Source organism: Romboutsia sp. D33t1_170424_H2 (assembly GCF_015669105.1).
Taxonomy (GTDB): domain Bacteria; phylum Bacillota; class Clostridia; order Peptostreptococcales; family Peptostreptococcaceae; genus Romboutsia_C; species Romboutsia_C hominis.
The window spans coordinates 82,267-96,004 of the sequence record NZ_JADOZQ010000009.1; the positions used below are offsets into that span (position 1 = coordinate 82,267).

Sequence of the window (13,738 nt, forward strand, 5' to 3'; positions counted from 1 at the left end):
GTGATGGGCAAGCTATTTTAAATAACTCATTAACATCTAATGAATTTAAATATTTTTTAGATACTCCAAAAAAATATAGAGTGTTTTCTTATTTAACTGCGAACTTTGGTATTGCATCAATTAATGTGCTTTCAGAAAATTATATTTATAAATTTTTAAATAATCATCTAAAAGACGATGGAAAAATCAAATTTGAAATTTTAAAAAAGATGAAATTATACATAGAAGTAATAGCAAAAATATTTATCAATGATTGAATACGCAGAATTTAGAGTTGCTATGGAGAATATAATTTATAAAGCAAAAAATTCGCTCAATATATAACATCATCAAATACTAATTCAGATGTTGCTAATATATAAAAAATTCGTATTAAAAACATGTAACAATTAATGAAGTATTACATATAAATTAGTTATAAACAGTAACCAAATATGCTTGTATGTACATGTGATTTTAAAAATAATTATATGGTGAAAATATGAGGGGAATATCTTTCCCAAGTACCTCGTCCTAGTATAGTAAGTTTTAATTTTGGGAGGTATTATATGAAAAACTGGATATACTCTTTATTATCTCTTATCGTATTGATTACTACTAATTTTTTAATCTCTAAATTATTTAATACATCATTTATAGAAATGTCATTTTTAACAGGTTTATTAATATCAATGATTATTTTTTATTTCTCTAGCGAAGGTGGATTTTTTACTTCCAAAACTGACCTACCAATTAAGCACTTATTAGAAAGTAAATCTCGTAGAAATACACATTTTTTAAGATTTTATATAAATACTCCTTTTATAGTTTCTGTGCTATATACTATAATTGCTGCTATTTTAAGTATAATTGTATATTGGGAGTATTTTTAGTTAAAATTTAACTTGCCAACATATTTATTATTTTATATAACTTTTTAAATTTATCGTCATGTTTAAAATTTATAAAAATAAAGCTATCCCTTCTAAGAGATAGCTTTATTTTTATTTCATTCTATTTAAAACTTTTTCAGTTTTTTTATACATTGGTAATGTTAGTAAAGACATTATCGTTGCTTTTAATATGTTAAATGGTGCTATTATCCATATAACAAAGCTTAGTTTATCTACTATTACTGGATTTATAGCCGCTCCCATTTCTATAACAGCTTTAATTGGCATTATAGTACTATAAAATGGTAACATCATAAAATAATTAGATAAACACCCTACTATTGTCATTACTATAATTCCTAATAAAAGGCCAATTATAAGATCTTTCGTTTCTCTTTTTTTACTATATATATATGATACCGTCCATACAAATGACCCGCCTATTATAAAGTTTGCTAGCTCTCCTACTCCGCCTGTAGTAGACATTCCTGTTATAAATTGAAGTAAATTCTTTAAAAAAGCTATCATAACACCAGCAGCAGGTCCTAAAGTTATTCCTCCTAAAAGTGCTGGTAAATCCGATACATCTATTTTTAAAAAATCTGGAAACAGTAATGGTATCGGGACTGATATGAACATAAGTATATATCCGATAGCCGATAATATCCCTACCTTTACTAATGTAGATGTAGAAAACATCCTATTACTTTTAAGTGTTTGTTGCATAATTTTTACCTCCTAATTTTTATTAGGAAAAATAAAAAGCTCGAAGATCTTACCTTCGAGCCTTTATGGATATAGCAAAAAACTATAAATATGTCCTTATATATAGATATTTCCATAAATATCTTCTCTCATCCAGACTTTACTGTCGGCTTTGGAATTTCACCAAATCATGCTACTTCTGTAGCTCGCGGGCTATAACCGCCGGTAGGGAATTTCACCCTGCCCCGAAGATCTTCAGAAACTATTTAATTTTCCGTATACTTTAATAATATTAAATAGTTCATTCAAAGTCAACTGGTTATTAGATATAATTTTTGGGTATAGTTTTATTTCAATTACAATATTATTATACCCATAACTATCTTCTATAAACTATTTTTCCATCTATAATAGTCATTAGTACATTACTTTGTATTTCTAGAGGGCAACCGTCCCATACAACTATATCTGCATCTTTTCCAACTTCTAAAGATCCCACCCTATCATCTACTCCTAAAGTTTTGGCTGGATTTATAGTTATAGCTTCTAATGCTTTTTCTTTTTCCATACCATGTTTTACTGCTATTCCAGAGCATATTGGCAAGTACTGTACTGGTATTACAGGATGATCTGTTGTTAATGAAACTTGAAGTCCTTCTTTTGCAAGTATACCTGCTGTATCAAAAGTCAGATTTCTAAGCTCTATTTTAGATCTTTCTGATAATGATGGGCCAACTACAACAGGATATCCCTCTTCGGCTAATTCATCTGCTATAATATGTCCTTCTGTACAATGATCTAAAGTTAACTTTATATCAAATTCTTTAGCTATTCTTATAGCTGTGAATATATCATCTGCTCTATGTGCATGAACTTTAAATGGTATTTCACCCTTTAATATAGGTATCATACATTCCATTTTCATATCATATTCTGGTTTATCATGATCTTCATGTTCTTCGTATAACTCTATTTCTTCTAAATATTCTTCAGCTTTTTTTAAATGCTCTCTTAAAAGTGCAGCTATAGCCATTCTAGTTTGAGGCATTTTTTCATCTCTACCATAACAACTCTTCGGATTTTCTCCAAATGCAATTTTTGACGCTACTGGATTTTTTAGAACCATTTTATCTATTCTTTTTCCATAAGTTTTTATAGCTATACATTCTCCACCCATCACATTAGCACTTCCAGGTGTTGTACATACTGATGTTATACCACCTTGGACTGCTTCTGTAAATGTATTATCCATTGGATTTATACCATCTATTGGATTTAAGTGTGGTGTTATAGGGTCTGTTTCTTCATTTCCATCAGCACCCTCAAATCCCATTCCATCTTCCCATAATCCTAGATGCGTATGTGCATCTATAAATCCTGGAAATACAAATTTTCCTTCTACATCTATTGTTTTTATATCCTCTTGAGAAGTTATATTACTTCCTATTTCTTTTATTTTTCCATTTTCTATAAGGATATCTCCTTCAATTATTCCATTTGTTATAGTGTTTATTACACCATTTTTTATAAGAAGCATATCTTCCCTCCTAATATAGTTTATATGTTCATAGATAAAGCTACTCTTTGTTTATCCATATCTACTCCTATAACTTTTACATCTATGATATCTCCTACTGTAACTATGTCCATAGGATCCTTTACAAAACTTTTACTCATTTGAGATTTGTGAACTAATCCGTCATTTTTTATACCTATATCAACAAATGCACCAAAGTCTACTACGTTTCTAACTGTTCCTTTTAATACCATTCCTTCTTTAATGTCTTCTATCTTTAAGACATCTGTTCTAAGTACAGGTTTCATACCGTCTTCTCTAGGGTCCCTACCTGGCTTTTTAATTTCAGATATAATGTCTTTTAATGTTAATTCTCCAACTTCTAACTCTTCACTTAATTTTTTAAGCCCTATTTGTTCAACTTTAGCATCTATACCTTCTATATTTTTATTTCTTAAGTCATCCATTGAGTATCCTAATAATTTTAACATACTTTCACAAATCTTATAACTTTCTGGGTGAACTGAAGTATTATCTAAAGGATTCTTAGCATCTAATATTCTCATAAAACCTGCACATTGAGTGAAAGCTTGAGGCCCTAGTCTTTTTACTTTTTTAAGTTGTGCTCTAGATGTGAAATCTCCATTTTCTTCTCTATATGCTACTATATTTTTAGCTATACTATGGCTTATACCAGCAATATGCTCTAATAAAGAATATGATGCAGTATTTAAATCTACTCCAACACTATTAACTGAATCTTCAACAACTCCACCTAGAACCTGCTCTAATCTTTTTTGATTAAGATCATGTTGGTATTGACCTACACCTATACTCTTAGGGTCTATTTTTACAAGCTCTGCTAATGGGTCTTGTAATCTTCTAGCTATTGATATAGCACCTCTTATAGATACGTTTATGTCTGGATGTTCTTCATTTGCAAGTTCTGATGCAGAATATACAGATGCTCCTGCTTCGTTTACTATTATGTATTGAACTTCTTCATCCATCTCTTTAATCATGTCTGATACTATTTTTTCTGATTCTCTTGATGCTGTTCCATTTCCTATAGATATTATATCTATGGAATATTTTCTTATTAATTCTTTTAACTCTTTTTTAGCTTCTTCTACTTTGTTTTGTGGCTGTGTAGGATAAACAGTTGTAAAATCTAATAATTTACCATTTTTATCTACAACAGCTATTTTGCATCCTGTCCTAAATGCTGGGTCAAATCCCATGACTACCTTATCTTTAACAGGCGGTTGTAATAATAAACTTTTTATATTTTTACCAAATACACTTATTGCTCTTTCTTGTGCATTTTCTGTTAGTTGATTTCTTATTTCTCTTTCTATAGATGGGAATATTAATCTCTTATAAGCATCCTCTATAGATGATATTATTTCTTCTTTTGATTTATTCTTTTCTTTTACATATTCACTTACTATATGATTTATTACTTTATCATTGTTTATTTCTAATTTAACTTTTAAGAATCCTTCCTTTTCCCCTCTATTTACTGCTAGTACTCTGTGAGGAGCCATTGTCTTTACTGCTTCATTGTAGTCGTAGTACATATCATAAACTGATTTTTCATCTTTAGAATTTTTTGTACTAATCATACCTTCTCTTAATGCTAATTCTCTTATATATTTTCTTATCTTAGCATCTTCCGAAACTACTTCGGCAATTATATCTTTTGCACCTTTTATAGCATCATCTTCACTATTTACGTCTTTTTCCGTATTAATATATTTTTTAGCTTCTATACTTATATCTTCTACTTCTCCATTTAGTATAGCTAAAGCAAAATTTTCTAATCCTTTTTCTTTTGCTATAGTTGCTCTTGTTCTTTTCTTTTGTTTAAATGGAGCATAAATATCTTCTACTTCCTGAAGTGTATTTGCTTTTGCTATGTTTTTTTGTAATTCTTCAGTAAGTTTTCCTTGCTCTTCTATGATTCTTATGACATCTTCTTTTCTACTTTCTAAATTTCTTAAATATACTAGCTTATCATGAAAAGCTCTTAATACAACATCGCTCATTTCACCAGTCATTTCTTTTCTATATCTAGCTATGAAAGGAATTGTATTGCCTTCGTCTATAAGCTTGATAGTATTTTTTATTTGTTCATCTCTAAGGTTAAACTCTTTTTTTAAGATTTCATTTATTTTCATATTTGTCCTCTTCTTTCGTAGAAATTTATATGTAGCCTCAAAATAGGGCTCGAGAATAAAATTCTCAAGCCCTTATTTTACTATTTACTAGATTTATTCATTTTTAAATATTCATTTATAAATAAATCTATATTTCCATCCATTACGCTATCTACATTACCTACTTCTGCATTAGTTCTATGATCTTTAACTAACTTGTATGGTTGGAATACATATGACCTGATTTGACTTCCCCAAGTTATTTGAGAATATTTACCTTGAATGTCTTCTATCTTTTCTTTTTGCTCTAACTCCTTAAGTTCTATAAGCTTCGCCATAAGCATTCTCATTGCGGTATCTTTATTTTTATGCTGAGATCTTTCGTTTTGACACTGAACTACTACCCCTGTAGGAATATGTGTTATTCTTACAGCTGAATCTGTAGTATTTACATGCTGTCCTCCTGCTCCAGAGGCTCTGTATGTGTCTATTTTCAAATCAGCTTGGTTAATATCTATATTTATACTTTCATCTAACTCTGGTAGCACATCTATTGATGCAAATGAAGTATGTCTCTTTCCTGATGGATCGAAAGGAGATATTCTTACTATACGATGAACTCCCTTTTCACTCTTTAGGTATCCATATGCATTCATTCCTTCTATTAGAAGTGTTGCACTTTTTATACCTGCTGCTGGGTCTGATAGCATATCTAAGACTTTAACCTTATAATCCTTACCTTCTCCCCATCTAATATACATTCTTAGTAGCATTTGTGCCCAATCTTGAGCATCTAAACCACCAGTTCCTGCATTTATAGATAAAATTGCATTATTTTTATCATATTCTCCGCTAAGTAATGTTTTAATTTTAAGAGTATCTATTTCTTTTTCAAGGTTCGATATAGACTCTTCTATTTCTTTTTCTATAGATTCATCATTTTCTTCTAGTCCTAATTCTATTAAAACTTCGATTTCTTCTAATGAATCTTTTAAAGTGTTAAATTCTCCTACTGTTTCTTTTAAAACCTTATTTTCTTGAAGAACCTTCTGAGCAAGTTCATTGTTGTTCCAAAAATCTTGCTCGTTCATTTTTTTCTCGTTTTCTTCTATTTTAGCTAGTGCACCAGCAATGTCAAAGAGAAACCCTCATTTCATCTAGATTTGAAGACATTGACTCTATGCTATTTCTATAGTCTTGTAATTTTAACATTTCTGTCCTCCGAAATTATCTACCACAACATTTTTTGTATTTCTTTCCACTCCCACAAGGGCAATCATCATTTCTTCCTACTGTTTCTTCTTTTCTAACAGTTTTGTTTGATGATTCTTCATCAGTATTTGATGATAAGTGATTAACATCTATAACCTGTTTTCTTTCTACAGGCTCTTCTATAGTTATATTAAATAGGTATCTTACAGTATCTTCTTTGATATGCTTAGTCATTTCATCAAACATATCAAATCCTTCCATTTTGTATGCAACTACTGGATCTTGTTGACCTATTGCACGAAGACCTATACCTTGACGCAATTGATCCATTGCATCTATGTGATCTATCCAATGGTTATCTACTGATTGAAGTAATACTACTCTTTCAACTTCTCTCATTCTTTCAGATCCTATTCTTTCCTCTTTACCTTGATATATCTTCATTGCTATGTTATAAACTTCTTCTACTATTTGAGTAGTATTAAGTTTTTCCACATCTGGTATTTCTATACTTCCTTTTGGTAGGAATACATGATATAAGTAATCCCTAAATCCAACGAAATTAAATCCATTTTCTAAAGTATATGCAGCTACTGTGTCTTCTATTATAGATAAAATCATGCCTTGTATTTGTTCTTGTAAGTTTTCACCCTCTAATACACGTCTTCTCTCAGCGTAGATTATTTCTCTTTGCTTATTCATAACATCATCATATTGAAGTACATGTTTTCTTATACCAAAGTTTCTACCTTCAACTTTCTTTTGAGCACTTTCTATTGATTTAGTTAACATCTTATGCTCTATAGGCATATCTTCTTCAAGACCTATTTTTTCGACAACAGAAGTTATTCTCTCACTTCCGAATAATCTCATAAGGTCATCTTCTAAAGATATATAGAATCTTGAACTACCTGGGTCCCCTTGACGACCAGCACGTCCTCTTAACTGATTATCTATTCTTCTAGATTCATGTCTTTCTGTACCTATGATAGCTAAACCACCAGCTTTTAAAACTTCTTCTTGCTCTGCTTGAGTTTGCGCTTTATATTTTGCATATAATTTTACGTATTCTTCTCTAGCTGCAAATAAGTCTTCATTTCCTTCTTTTTCTATTCCCTCTAATGATGAATCTACTTTATTTATAATGTCTTCTTCGTATCCCATTTTCTTCATTTCTTTTTTAGTTAAGAAAGTAGGATTACCTCCTAGAACTATATCCGTACCACGACCTGCCATGTTAGTTGCTATTGTTACTGCTCCTAATCTACCAGCTTGTGATATTATTTCTGCTTCTTTTTCATGGTATTTTGCATTTAATACTTCATGCTTTATTCCTCTTCTTTTTAATAGATGAGATAATAATTCTGAAGTTTCTATTGAAACTGTACCTACTAGTATAGGTTGCTTTGTTTTATGTCTTTCTATTATATCCTCAGCAACTGCATTAAATTTACCTTTCATATTTTTATATACAGAGTCTGGTAAATCTTCTCTTTGTATCCCTTTATTTGTAGGTATTTGAACAACATCCATTTTATATATTGCTTTAAATTCTTCTTCTTCAGTTTTAGCTGTACCTGTCATACCTGATAACTTGTTGTACATTCTGAAGTAATTTTGGAATGTTACAGTAGCTAATGTTTTTGATTCCCTTTGTATTCTTAAACCTTCTTTAGCTTCTATAGCTTGGTGTAATCCTTCAGAGTATCTTCTACCAAACATAAGTCTTCCTGTAAATTCATCAACTATAACTATTTCTCCATCTTTAGATACATAGTCAACATCACGCTTCATTATAACGTGCGCTTTTAATGCTTGGTTTATATGATGATATAACTCTATATGAGCTACATCAGTTATATTATCAACATTGAAGTAAATTTCTGATTTTTGTATACCTGATTCTGTTAAAGATACCGCTTTTTGTTTTTCTTCTATCTCATAGTCATCTGGCTTTAGTGTTAATACAAATGTATTTGCATCCGAATATAAGTGAGTAGATTTATCTCCAGGTCCTGATATGATAAGAGGAGTTCTTGCTTCATCGACAAGTATTGAATCGACCTCATCCACTATAGCATAGTTTAATTCTCTTTGAACCATTTGTTCTTTATGTATTACCATATTATCTTTTAAGTAATCAAACCCATACTCATTATTTGTTCCATAAGTTATGTCACATTGATATTGTTCTCTTCTAACTTCTGGGGTTTGACCGTGAACTATTACACCTACAGTCATTCCTAAAAACTCATATACTTTTCCCATTTGCTCTTTATCACGTTTTGCTAAGTAATCATTTACAGTTACTACATGTACCCCTTTTCCTGTAAGAGCGTTTAGGTATACTGGAGCTGTTGCAACCAATGTTTTACCTTCCCCTGTTTTCATCTCTGCTATTCTACCTTGATGTAGCACTATCCCACCTATAAGCTGTACTCTATAGTGTCTCATACCTAGTACTCTTTTAGATGCTTCTCTAACTACAGCAAATGCTTCTGGTAAAATACTATCTATACTTTCTCCACCATCTAGTCTTTCTCTGAATATATTAGTCATATTCTTAAGTTCTTTATCTGTCATAGGCTCGAACTTTGATTCTAAAGAGTCTATTTCATCAACTATCTTATTGAATTTTTTTAGTTCTCTTTTATCTGCCATATTGAATAAATTATCTAAAAAACCCATGTTTAGCATCTCTCCTCGCTCATTTATTGTACTATTATACATTTTACCATAAAAACAATAGATTTTATATTGTTATATTTACCATGTATTTACTTGATCTCGCTTAATATCTACAAACAAAATAAATGCCACTAACAAAGATTTTATATGTCTTTAATTAGTGGCATTATTTTTAATATATAAATACATTAATACAGATTACTCATGTTCTATCATCCCATATCCACCATTTCTACGTCTATAAACTATAGAAATATCATCAGTATCAACATTTCTGAACATATAGAAATCATGTCCTATAAGATCCATTTGTAAAACAGCTTCTTCTGCACTCATAGGCTTCATATCAAATTTCTTATGTCTTTCTATAACTATGTCTATATTTTCTTCATCCTCAGAATAATCACTATCCTCTAATAAATCATCTGTTTGATATCTTATACTCTCATTTACATGGTGTCTATCCTGCAATCTTTTTTTATATTTTCTTAATTGTGTATTTAATTTATCGTATACAACATCTATAGCAGCATATAAATTTTCTTCTATATCTTCTGCTCTTATTATTGGTCCACTTATAGGGATTATTGTTACTTCTATTTTGTGTCTAGCTTTTTTAGCACTAACAGTTACTTTAGCCTCTGTTGATGGATGAAGATAATAATCTAACTTACCTATTTTTTCTTCTATCGATGACTTTATTCCATCTGTTAGTTCTATTTGTTTTCCAGATATAATTATATTCATAAGAACATCTCCCTTCGGTTATAACGGTATAAAACTTATATTTTATACTTACATAATATATTCTATATCGACTTATACAATCCTTTATTTTTATTGTTTACTTTTATAATTTATTATATTCAAATAAAGTTATATTATTTTATTTATTAATATTTACTATTATCATGTGGATTAATGTTTTTATTACCTTTGTGGATAATGTGGATAAATTTGTTAATAACTCTTAAATACTGTATTTCTAGCTATTCATAATTCTTCAACTATCCACATATATCAATAATAATTGTGATTAATTTGTGAATTATTGTCGTAATTTAAATTTTTGTAAAAAAAAAGCACCTCTGAAGGTACTTTTGAATATTTAGCTGACCTGGTTTTTGACCCCACACTCGCCTACTGGAGGGTTCGCTTGGGTTTGCCGCACTACTAGCTCTCTCGATTTTATATCGGTAGGTCTTACTTCTAAGCCGCACCATGATCATTAACCCAATTTTTAGTGTTAACTTACGTGGATCCCTTTGCCTGCGACTGGCTTGGACTTTCAACCACAGACCTAAATATTACTTATCTATTTTAATATTTTAGTAACTTAATGTCAATAGTAATTTTAGGTATCAATGGTTCTAGTTAAAAATGTTATCACTGTAACCCTATTTACATTATTTAACTTTAATATTTTTGATATTTCATTTACTGTTGACCCTGTTGTAAAAATATCATCCACTAATAAAATATTCTTATTTTTTAATTTGAACGATTCTTCCTTTAATTCAAATACATTCTTTAATTCTTTCTTCCTCTCTTCTTTATTCAATTTGTAAAGTCTTTTTGTATTTTCAGTTCTTACAATTATATCTAAAACATCTTTACCTAATATCTCACCTAAGTACTTAGCTATTTTCTCTGATTGATTAAAACCTCTTTTTCTTTGTCTTTTTTTATGAAGTGGAACAAACAAAATATAATCAAATTCTAAAGGCTCTAGGTCTATCCTTTCTTTCATTATAGTCGCTATATATCTACTCATATATGTCTTACTATTATACTTTAATCCAAAAACTACTTTTTTGCTAAATTCACTATATTCTATACATGATATAGCTCTATCAAAATAAAAAGATTTACATTTACAATATCTACAATTGTAAGTATCTATTTCTCCTAAAGAATCATTGATAGTTGGTTTTCCACATTTTAGGCATCCATCTAATATAAAATGTAATTCCTTAAAGCAAGATGTACATAATGAATATGTATTTGTAGTTTTTATAGGATTGTTGCAAATTATACAAGATATATTATCTGGATACAATAATTCTAAACTTGTATGAAATATTTCTCTTATTAGTTTTTGTTTATGTATTAAGAAATTATACATCTATTTAATTAACAAACCTTCTTCCTTAAATTTATTTAGCTTATAGGATAAATTTGAATGTCTATTATTAATTCTATTGTTCTTTATCATGTATTCTAAATACTTTACATCTCCTACTAGTACAACTAGTTTTTTTGCTCTAGTTACTGCTGTATATAATAAATTTCTACTTAAAAGCATTGGTGGAGCCCAGGTTATAGGTATTACAACTACTGGAAACTCACTTCCTTGGCTTTTATGAATAGTAGTACAATAACTATGATCTAACTCATCTAGCTCATCATAGGTATATGATACAATTTTGACTTGATCAAATATAACGTATACTATCCTTTTATCTTTATCTATATGATATACATATCCAATATCACCATTGTATATACCTTCTCCACTATCAGTTTTATCCTCATTCTCCCATTTTCTAGTATAATTATTTTTTATTTGCATGACTTTATCGCCAACTCTAAAAATCCTTCGTTGGAAATTTTCTTCTACCTTATACTTTTCTGGTTTATTAAGATGCTTTTGAAGTTCTATATTTAAATTTGTAACTCCTAAATCTCCTTTTCTCATAGAAGATAAAACTTGTATATCTTTTAATTTATCTACATTATAAAATTTAGGTAATCTCTCACTTACTAAACCTATTATTTCATTTATTATCTCTTCATTGGTATTTTTTCTTATAAAAAAGAAGTCTTTTCCTTTAGAGTTTAAATGTAATGGCTGTCCATTATTTATTTTATGGGCATTAACTACTATCATACTTTCTTGAGCTTGCCTAAATATCTCAGTTAATCTAACTACTTTTATAACACAAGAATCTATCATATCTTTAAGTACATTTCCTGCACCTACTGATGGTAATTGGTCACTATCACCAACTAATATAACCCTTGTTCCAGGTTTAATTGCCCTTAGTAAAGAGTACATTAGTAAAATATCAACCATAGAAACCTCATCTATTATTATTACATCGGCTTTTATTGGCTCTTCTTCATTTTTCATAAATTGAAGTTCATCACTATCTGTTGCATATCCCATTTCTAGCAATCTATGTATAGTCTTAGCCTCTTTACTTGAAGTTTCACTCATCCTCTTTGCTGCTCTTCCTGTTGGGGCAGCTAATACAACTTCTTGATTATTGTTTTCAAATATTTTTATTATGGTGTTTATAGTAGTGGTTTTTCCTGTTCCCGGACCACCAGTTATTATTACTACGCCACCTTCTATTGCTTCTTTTACAGCTAACATTTGATTGTTAGCAAGCTTTATACCTTCTTCTTTTTCTACTACTCTTATCTCTTCTTCTATATCTATATTTAAATCTTTAAATTCATGCTGAGATAATTTTATTATTTGTTTACATACTCCATTTTCCGATAAATAGTATGGTATTAAATATATTAGATGTTGATTATCTTTTTTCTCTATATGTATTTTTTGATCATATGCAAGTTCTAGTATGCACTCTTTTACAAGCTCTCCTTTTACCTCTAATAATTTAATAGCTTCTTGTATAAGGATATTTTCTGGTAGGTATGTATGACCATTCCCTAATGATTGGTTTAGAGTATAGAGTATTCCTTGAGAGACCCTATCTTTTGAATTTTTTTCAATTCCTATTTTACTAGCTATATTATCTGCTATTTTGAATCCAACACCTCTTATATCTTCCGCTAATTTATATGGATTCTTGTTTATAACTTCAATAGCTTTGTTTTTATACTTTTTATATATTTTCATACAGTAGTTAGGAGTTATTCCATATGGAGAAAGTTCTATTATTATATTTCTAAGTTCTCTATTTTCTTCATAGCTTTTTACTATCTGATCTATTTTCTTTTGACCTATACCATCCACTTCACTCAGCCTATGAGGATTATTTTGAATTATATCTAATGTACTTACTCCAAACTTATCCACTATTTTTTTTGCCATTTTTTCTCCGATTCCATGTATCATACCAGAAGATAAGTATACATATATCCCCTCCAGAGATGTTGGTGTTACTGGCATAAATTTATTTACTTCAAACTGAGTTCCATAAGTTTTATGATTTGTCCATTTTCCTTCAACTTCTATGCTTTCCCCCACCGATAAAGTAGGCATACAACCAACTATGACTACTTCATTATCTGAGTTAGCCAAGTGGGCTATAGTGTACCCATTATCCTCATTTTTAAATACTATATCACTTATCATTCCTTCTAATCTTTCCATATTCATCTCCTACAACCCATAATATTTCTATCGTTCACTTAAGTTGTATTTATTATACCTTTTATACAAAAAAAATTCACCCCTTTAACTGGGGTGAATTATCTATAGTTATTTTAAATTATTGTCCTAATGCTTCTTTTCTTAATAGCTCTGCTTTATCAGTTCTTTCCCATGGTAAATCTATATCTGTTCTACCAAAGTGACCATAAGCTGCTACTTGCTTGTATATAGGTCTTCT

Annotated in this window: 9 protein-coding genes and 1 riboswitch; of the genes, 1 reads left to right on the forward strand and 8 read right to left on the reverse strand. The window is 29.7% G+C overall.

Features of this window, described 5'->3' with window-relative positions; genetic code table 11:
* Positions 1-548 precede the first annotated feature (548 nt).
* Positions 549-872, forward strand: a complete 324-nt coding sequence (locus tag I4U66_RS10880) for a hypothetical protein (RefSeq protein WP_092921927.1) — start codon at positions 549-551, stop codon at positions 870-872.
* A 111-nt stretch (positions 873-983) separates the two neighbouring features.
* Here the strand turns inward: I4U66_RS10880 and I4U66_RS10885 are convergent, their stop codons facing one another.
* The 8 genes from I4U66_RS10885 to recD2 form a co-directional block, all read right to left on the reverse strand.
* Positions 984-1,598 carry an ECF transporter S component gene (locus tag I4U66_RS10885; protein WP_195928885.1) on the reverse strand — a complete coding sequence of 205 codons (615 nt, stop codon included), beginning with the start codon at positions 1,596-1,598 and terminating at the stop codon, positions 984-986.
* A gap of 116 nt (positions 1,599-1,714) precedes the next feature.
* A riboswitch (FMN riboswitch) is annotated at positions 1,715-1,834 on the reverse strand.
* Positions 1,835-1,956: 122 nt separating this feature from the next.
* On the reverse strand, positions 1,957-3,114 hold the full coding sequence (locus I4U66_RS10890; RefSeq protein ID WP_195928887.1) for an amidohydrolase: 1,158 nt from the start codon (positions 3,112-3,114) through the stop codon (positions 1,957-1,959).
* Between the two features lie 20 nt (positions 3,115-3,134).
* Positions 3,135-5,273, reverse strand: coding sequence for a Tex family protein (locus I4U66_RS10895; RefSeq protein WP_092921923.1), 2,139 nt, complete (start codon positions 5,271-5,273; stop codon positions 3,135-3,137).
* Positions 5,274-5,353: 80 nt separating this feature from the next.
* A protein-coding gene (prfB, locus tag I4U66_RS10900) for a peptide chain release factor 2 (protein ID WP_181949436.1) occupies positions 5,354-6,464 on the reverse strand; the annotation gives its coding sequence in 2 pieces (ribosomal slippage) (positions 5,354-6,388 and positions 6,390-6,464; 1,110 coding nt in all).
* Between the two features lie 15 nt (positions 6,465-6,479).
* Positions 6,480-9,152 (reverse strand): preprotein translocase subunit SecA, encoded by a 2,673-nt coding sequence (gene secA / locus I4U66_RS10905; RefSeq protein ID WP_092921919.1) that lies wholly within the window; start codon positions 9,150-9,152, stop codon positions 6,480-6,482.
* 198 nt (positions 9,153-9,350) lie between these two features.
* Positions 9,351-9,899 carry a ribosome hibernation-promoting factor, HPF/YfiA family gene (gene hpf / locus I4U66_RS10910; RefSeq protein WP_092921917.1) on the reverse strand — a complete coding sequence of 183 codons (549 nt, stop codon included), beginning with the start codon at positions 9,897-9,899 and terminating at the stop codon, positions 9,351-9,353.
* Between the two features lie 607 nt (positions 9,900-10,506).
* Positions 10,507-11,277, reverse strand: a complete 771-nt coding sequence (locus I4U66_RS10915; protein WP_092921915.1) for a ComF family protein — start codon at positions 11,275-11,277, stop codon at positions 10,507-10,509.
* The gene (recD2, locus tag I4U66_RS10920) at positions 11,278-13,500 is read right to left on the reverse strand and encodes an SF1B family DNA helicase RecD2 (protein WP_166506109.1); all 2,223 of its coding nucleotides are present in this window, start codon (positions 13,498-13,500) and stop codon (positions 11,278-11,280) included.
* Positions 13,501-13,738: the final 238 nt, after the last annotated feature.

Bases quoted from the DNA above. Each gene is read 5' to 3' on its own strand.
- I4U66_RS10880 (WP_092921927.1), top strand. From the start codon at position 549: ATGAAAAACTGGATATACTCTTTATTATCTCTTATCGTATTGATTACT.
- I4U66_RS10885 (WP_195928885.1), bottom strand. From the start codon at position 1,598: ATGCAACAAACACTTAAAAGTAATAGGATGTTTTCTACATCTACATTA.
- I4U66_RS10890 (WP_195928887.1), bottom strand. From the start codon at position 3,114: ATGCTTCTTATAAAAAATGGTGTAATAAACACTATAACAAATGGAATA.
- I4U66_RS10895 (WP_092921923.1), bottom strand. From the start codon at position 5,273: ATGAAAATAAATGAAATCTTAAAAAAAGAGTTTAACCTTAGAGATGAA.
- secA (WP_092921919.1), bottom strand. From the start codon at position 9,152: ATGGGTTTTTTAGATAATTTATTCAATATGGCAGATAAAAGAGAACTA.
- hpf (WP_092921917.1), bottom strand. From the start codon at position 9,899: ATGAATATAATTATATCTGGAAAACAAATAGAACTAACAGATGGAATA.
- I4U66_RS10915 (WP_092921915.1), bottom strand. From the start codon at position 11,277: ATGTATAATTTCTTAATACATAAACAAAAACTAATAAGAGAAATATTT.
- recD2 (WP_166506109.1), bottom strand. From the start codon at position 13,500: ATGGAAAGATTAGAAGGAATGATAAGTGATATAGTATTTAAAAATGAG.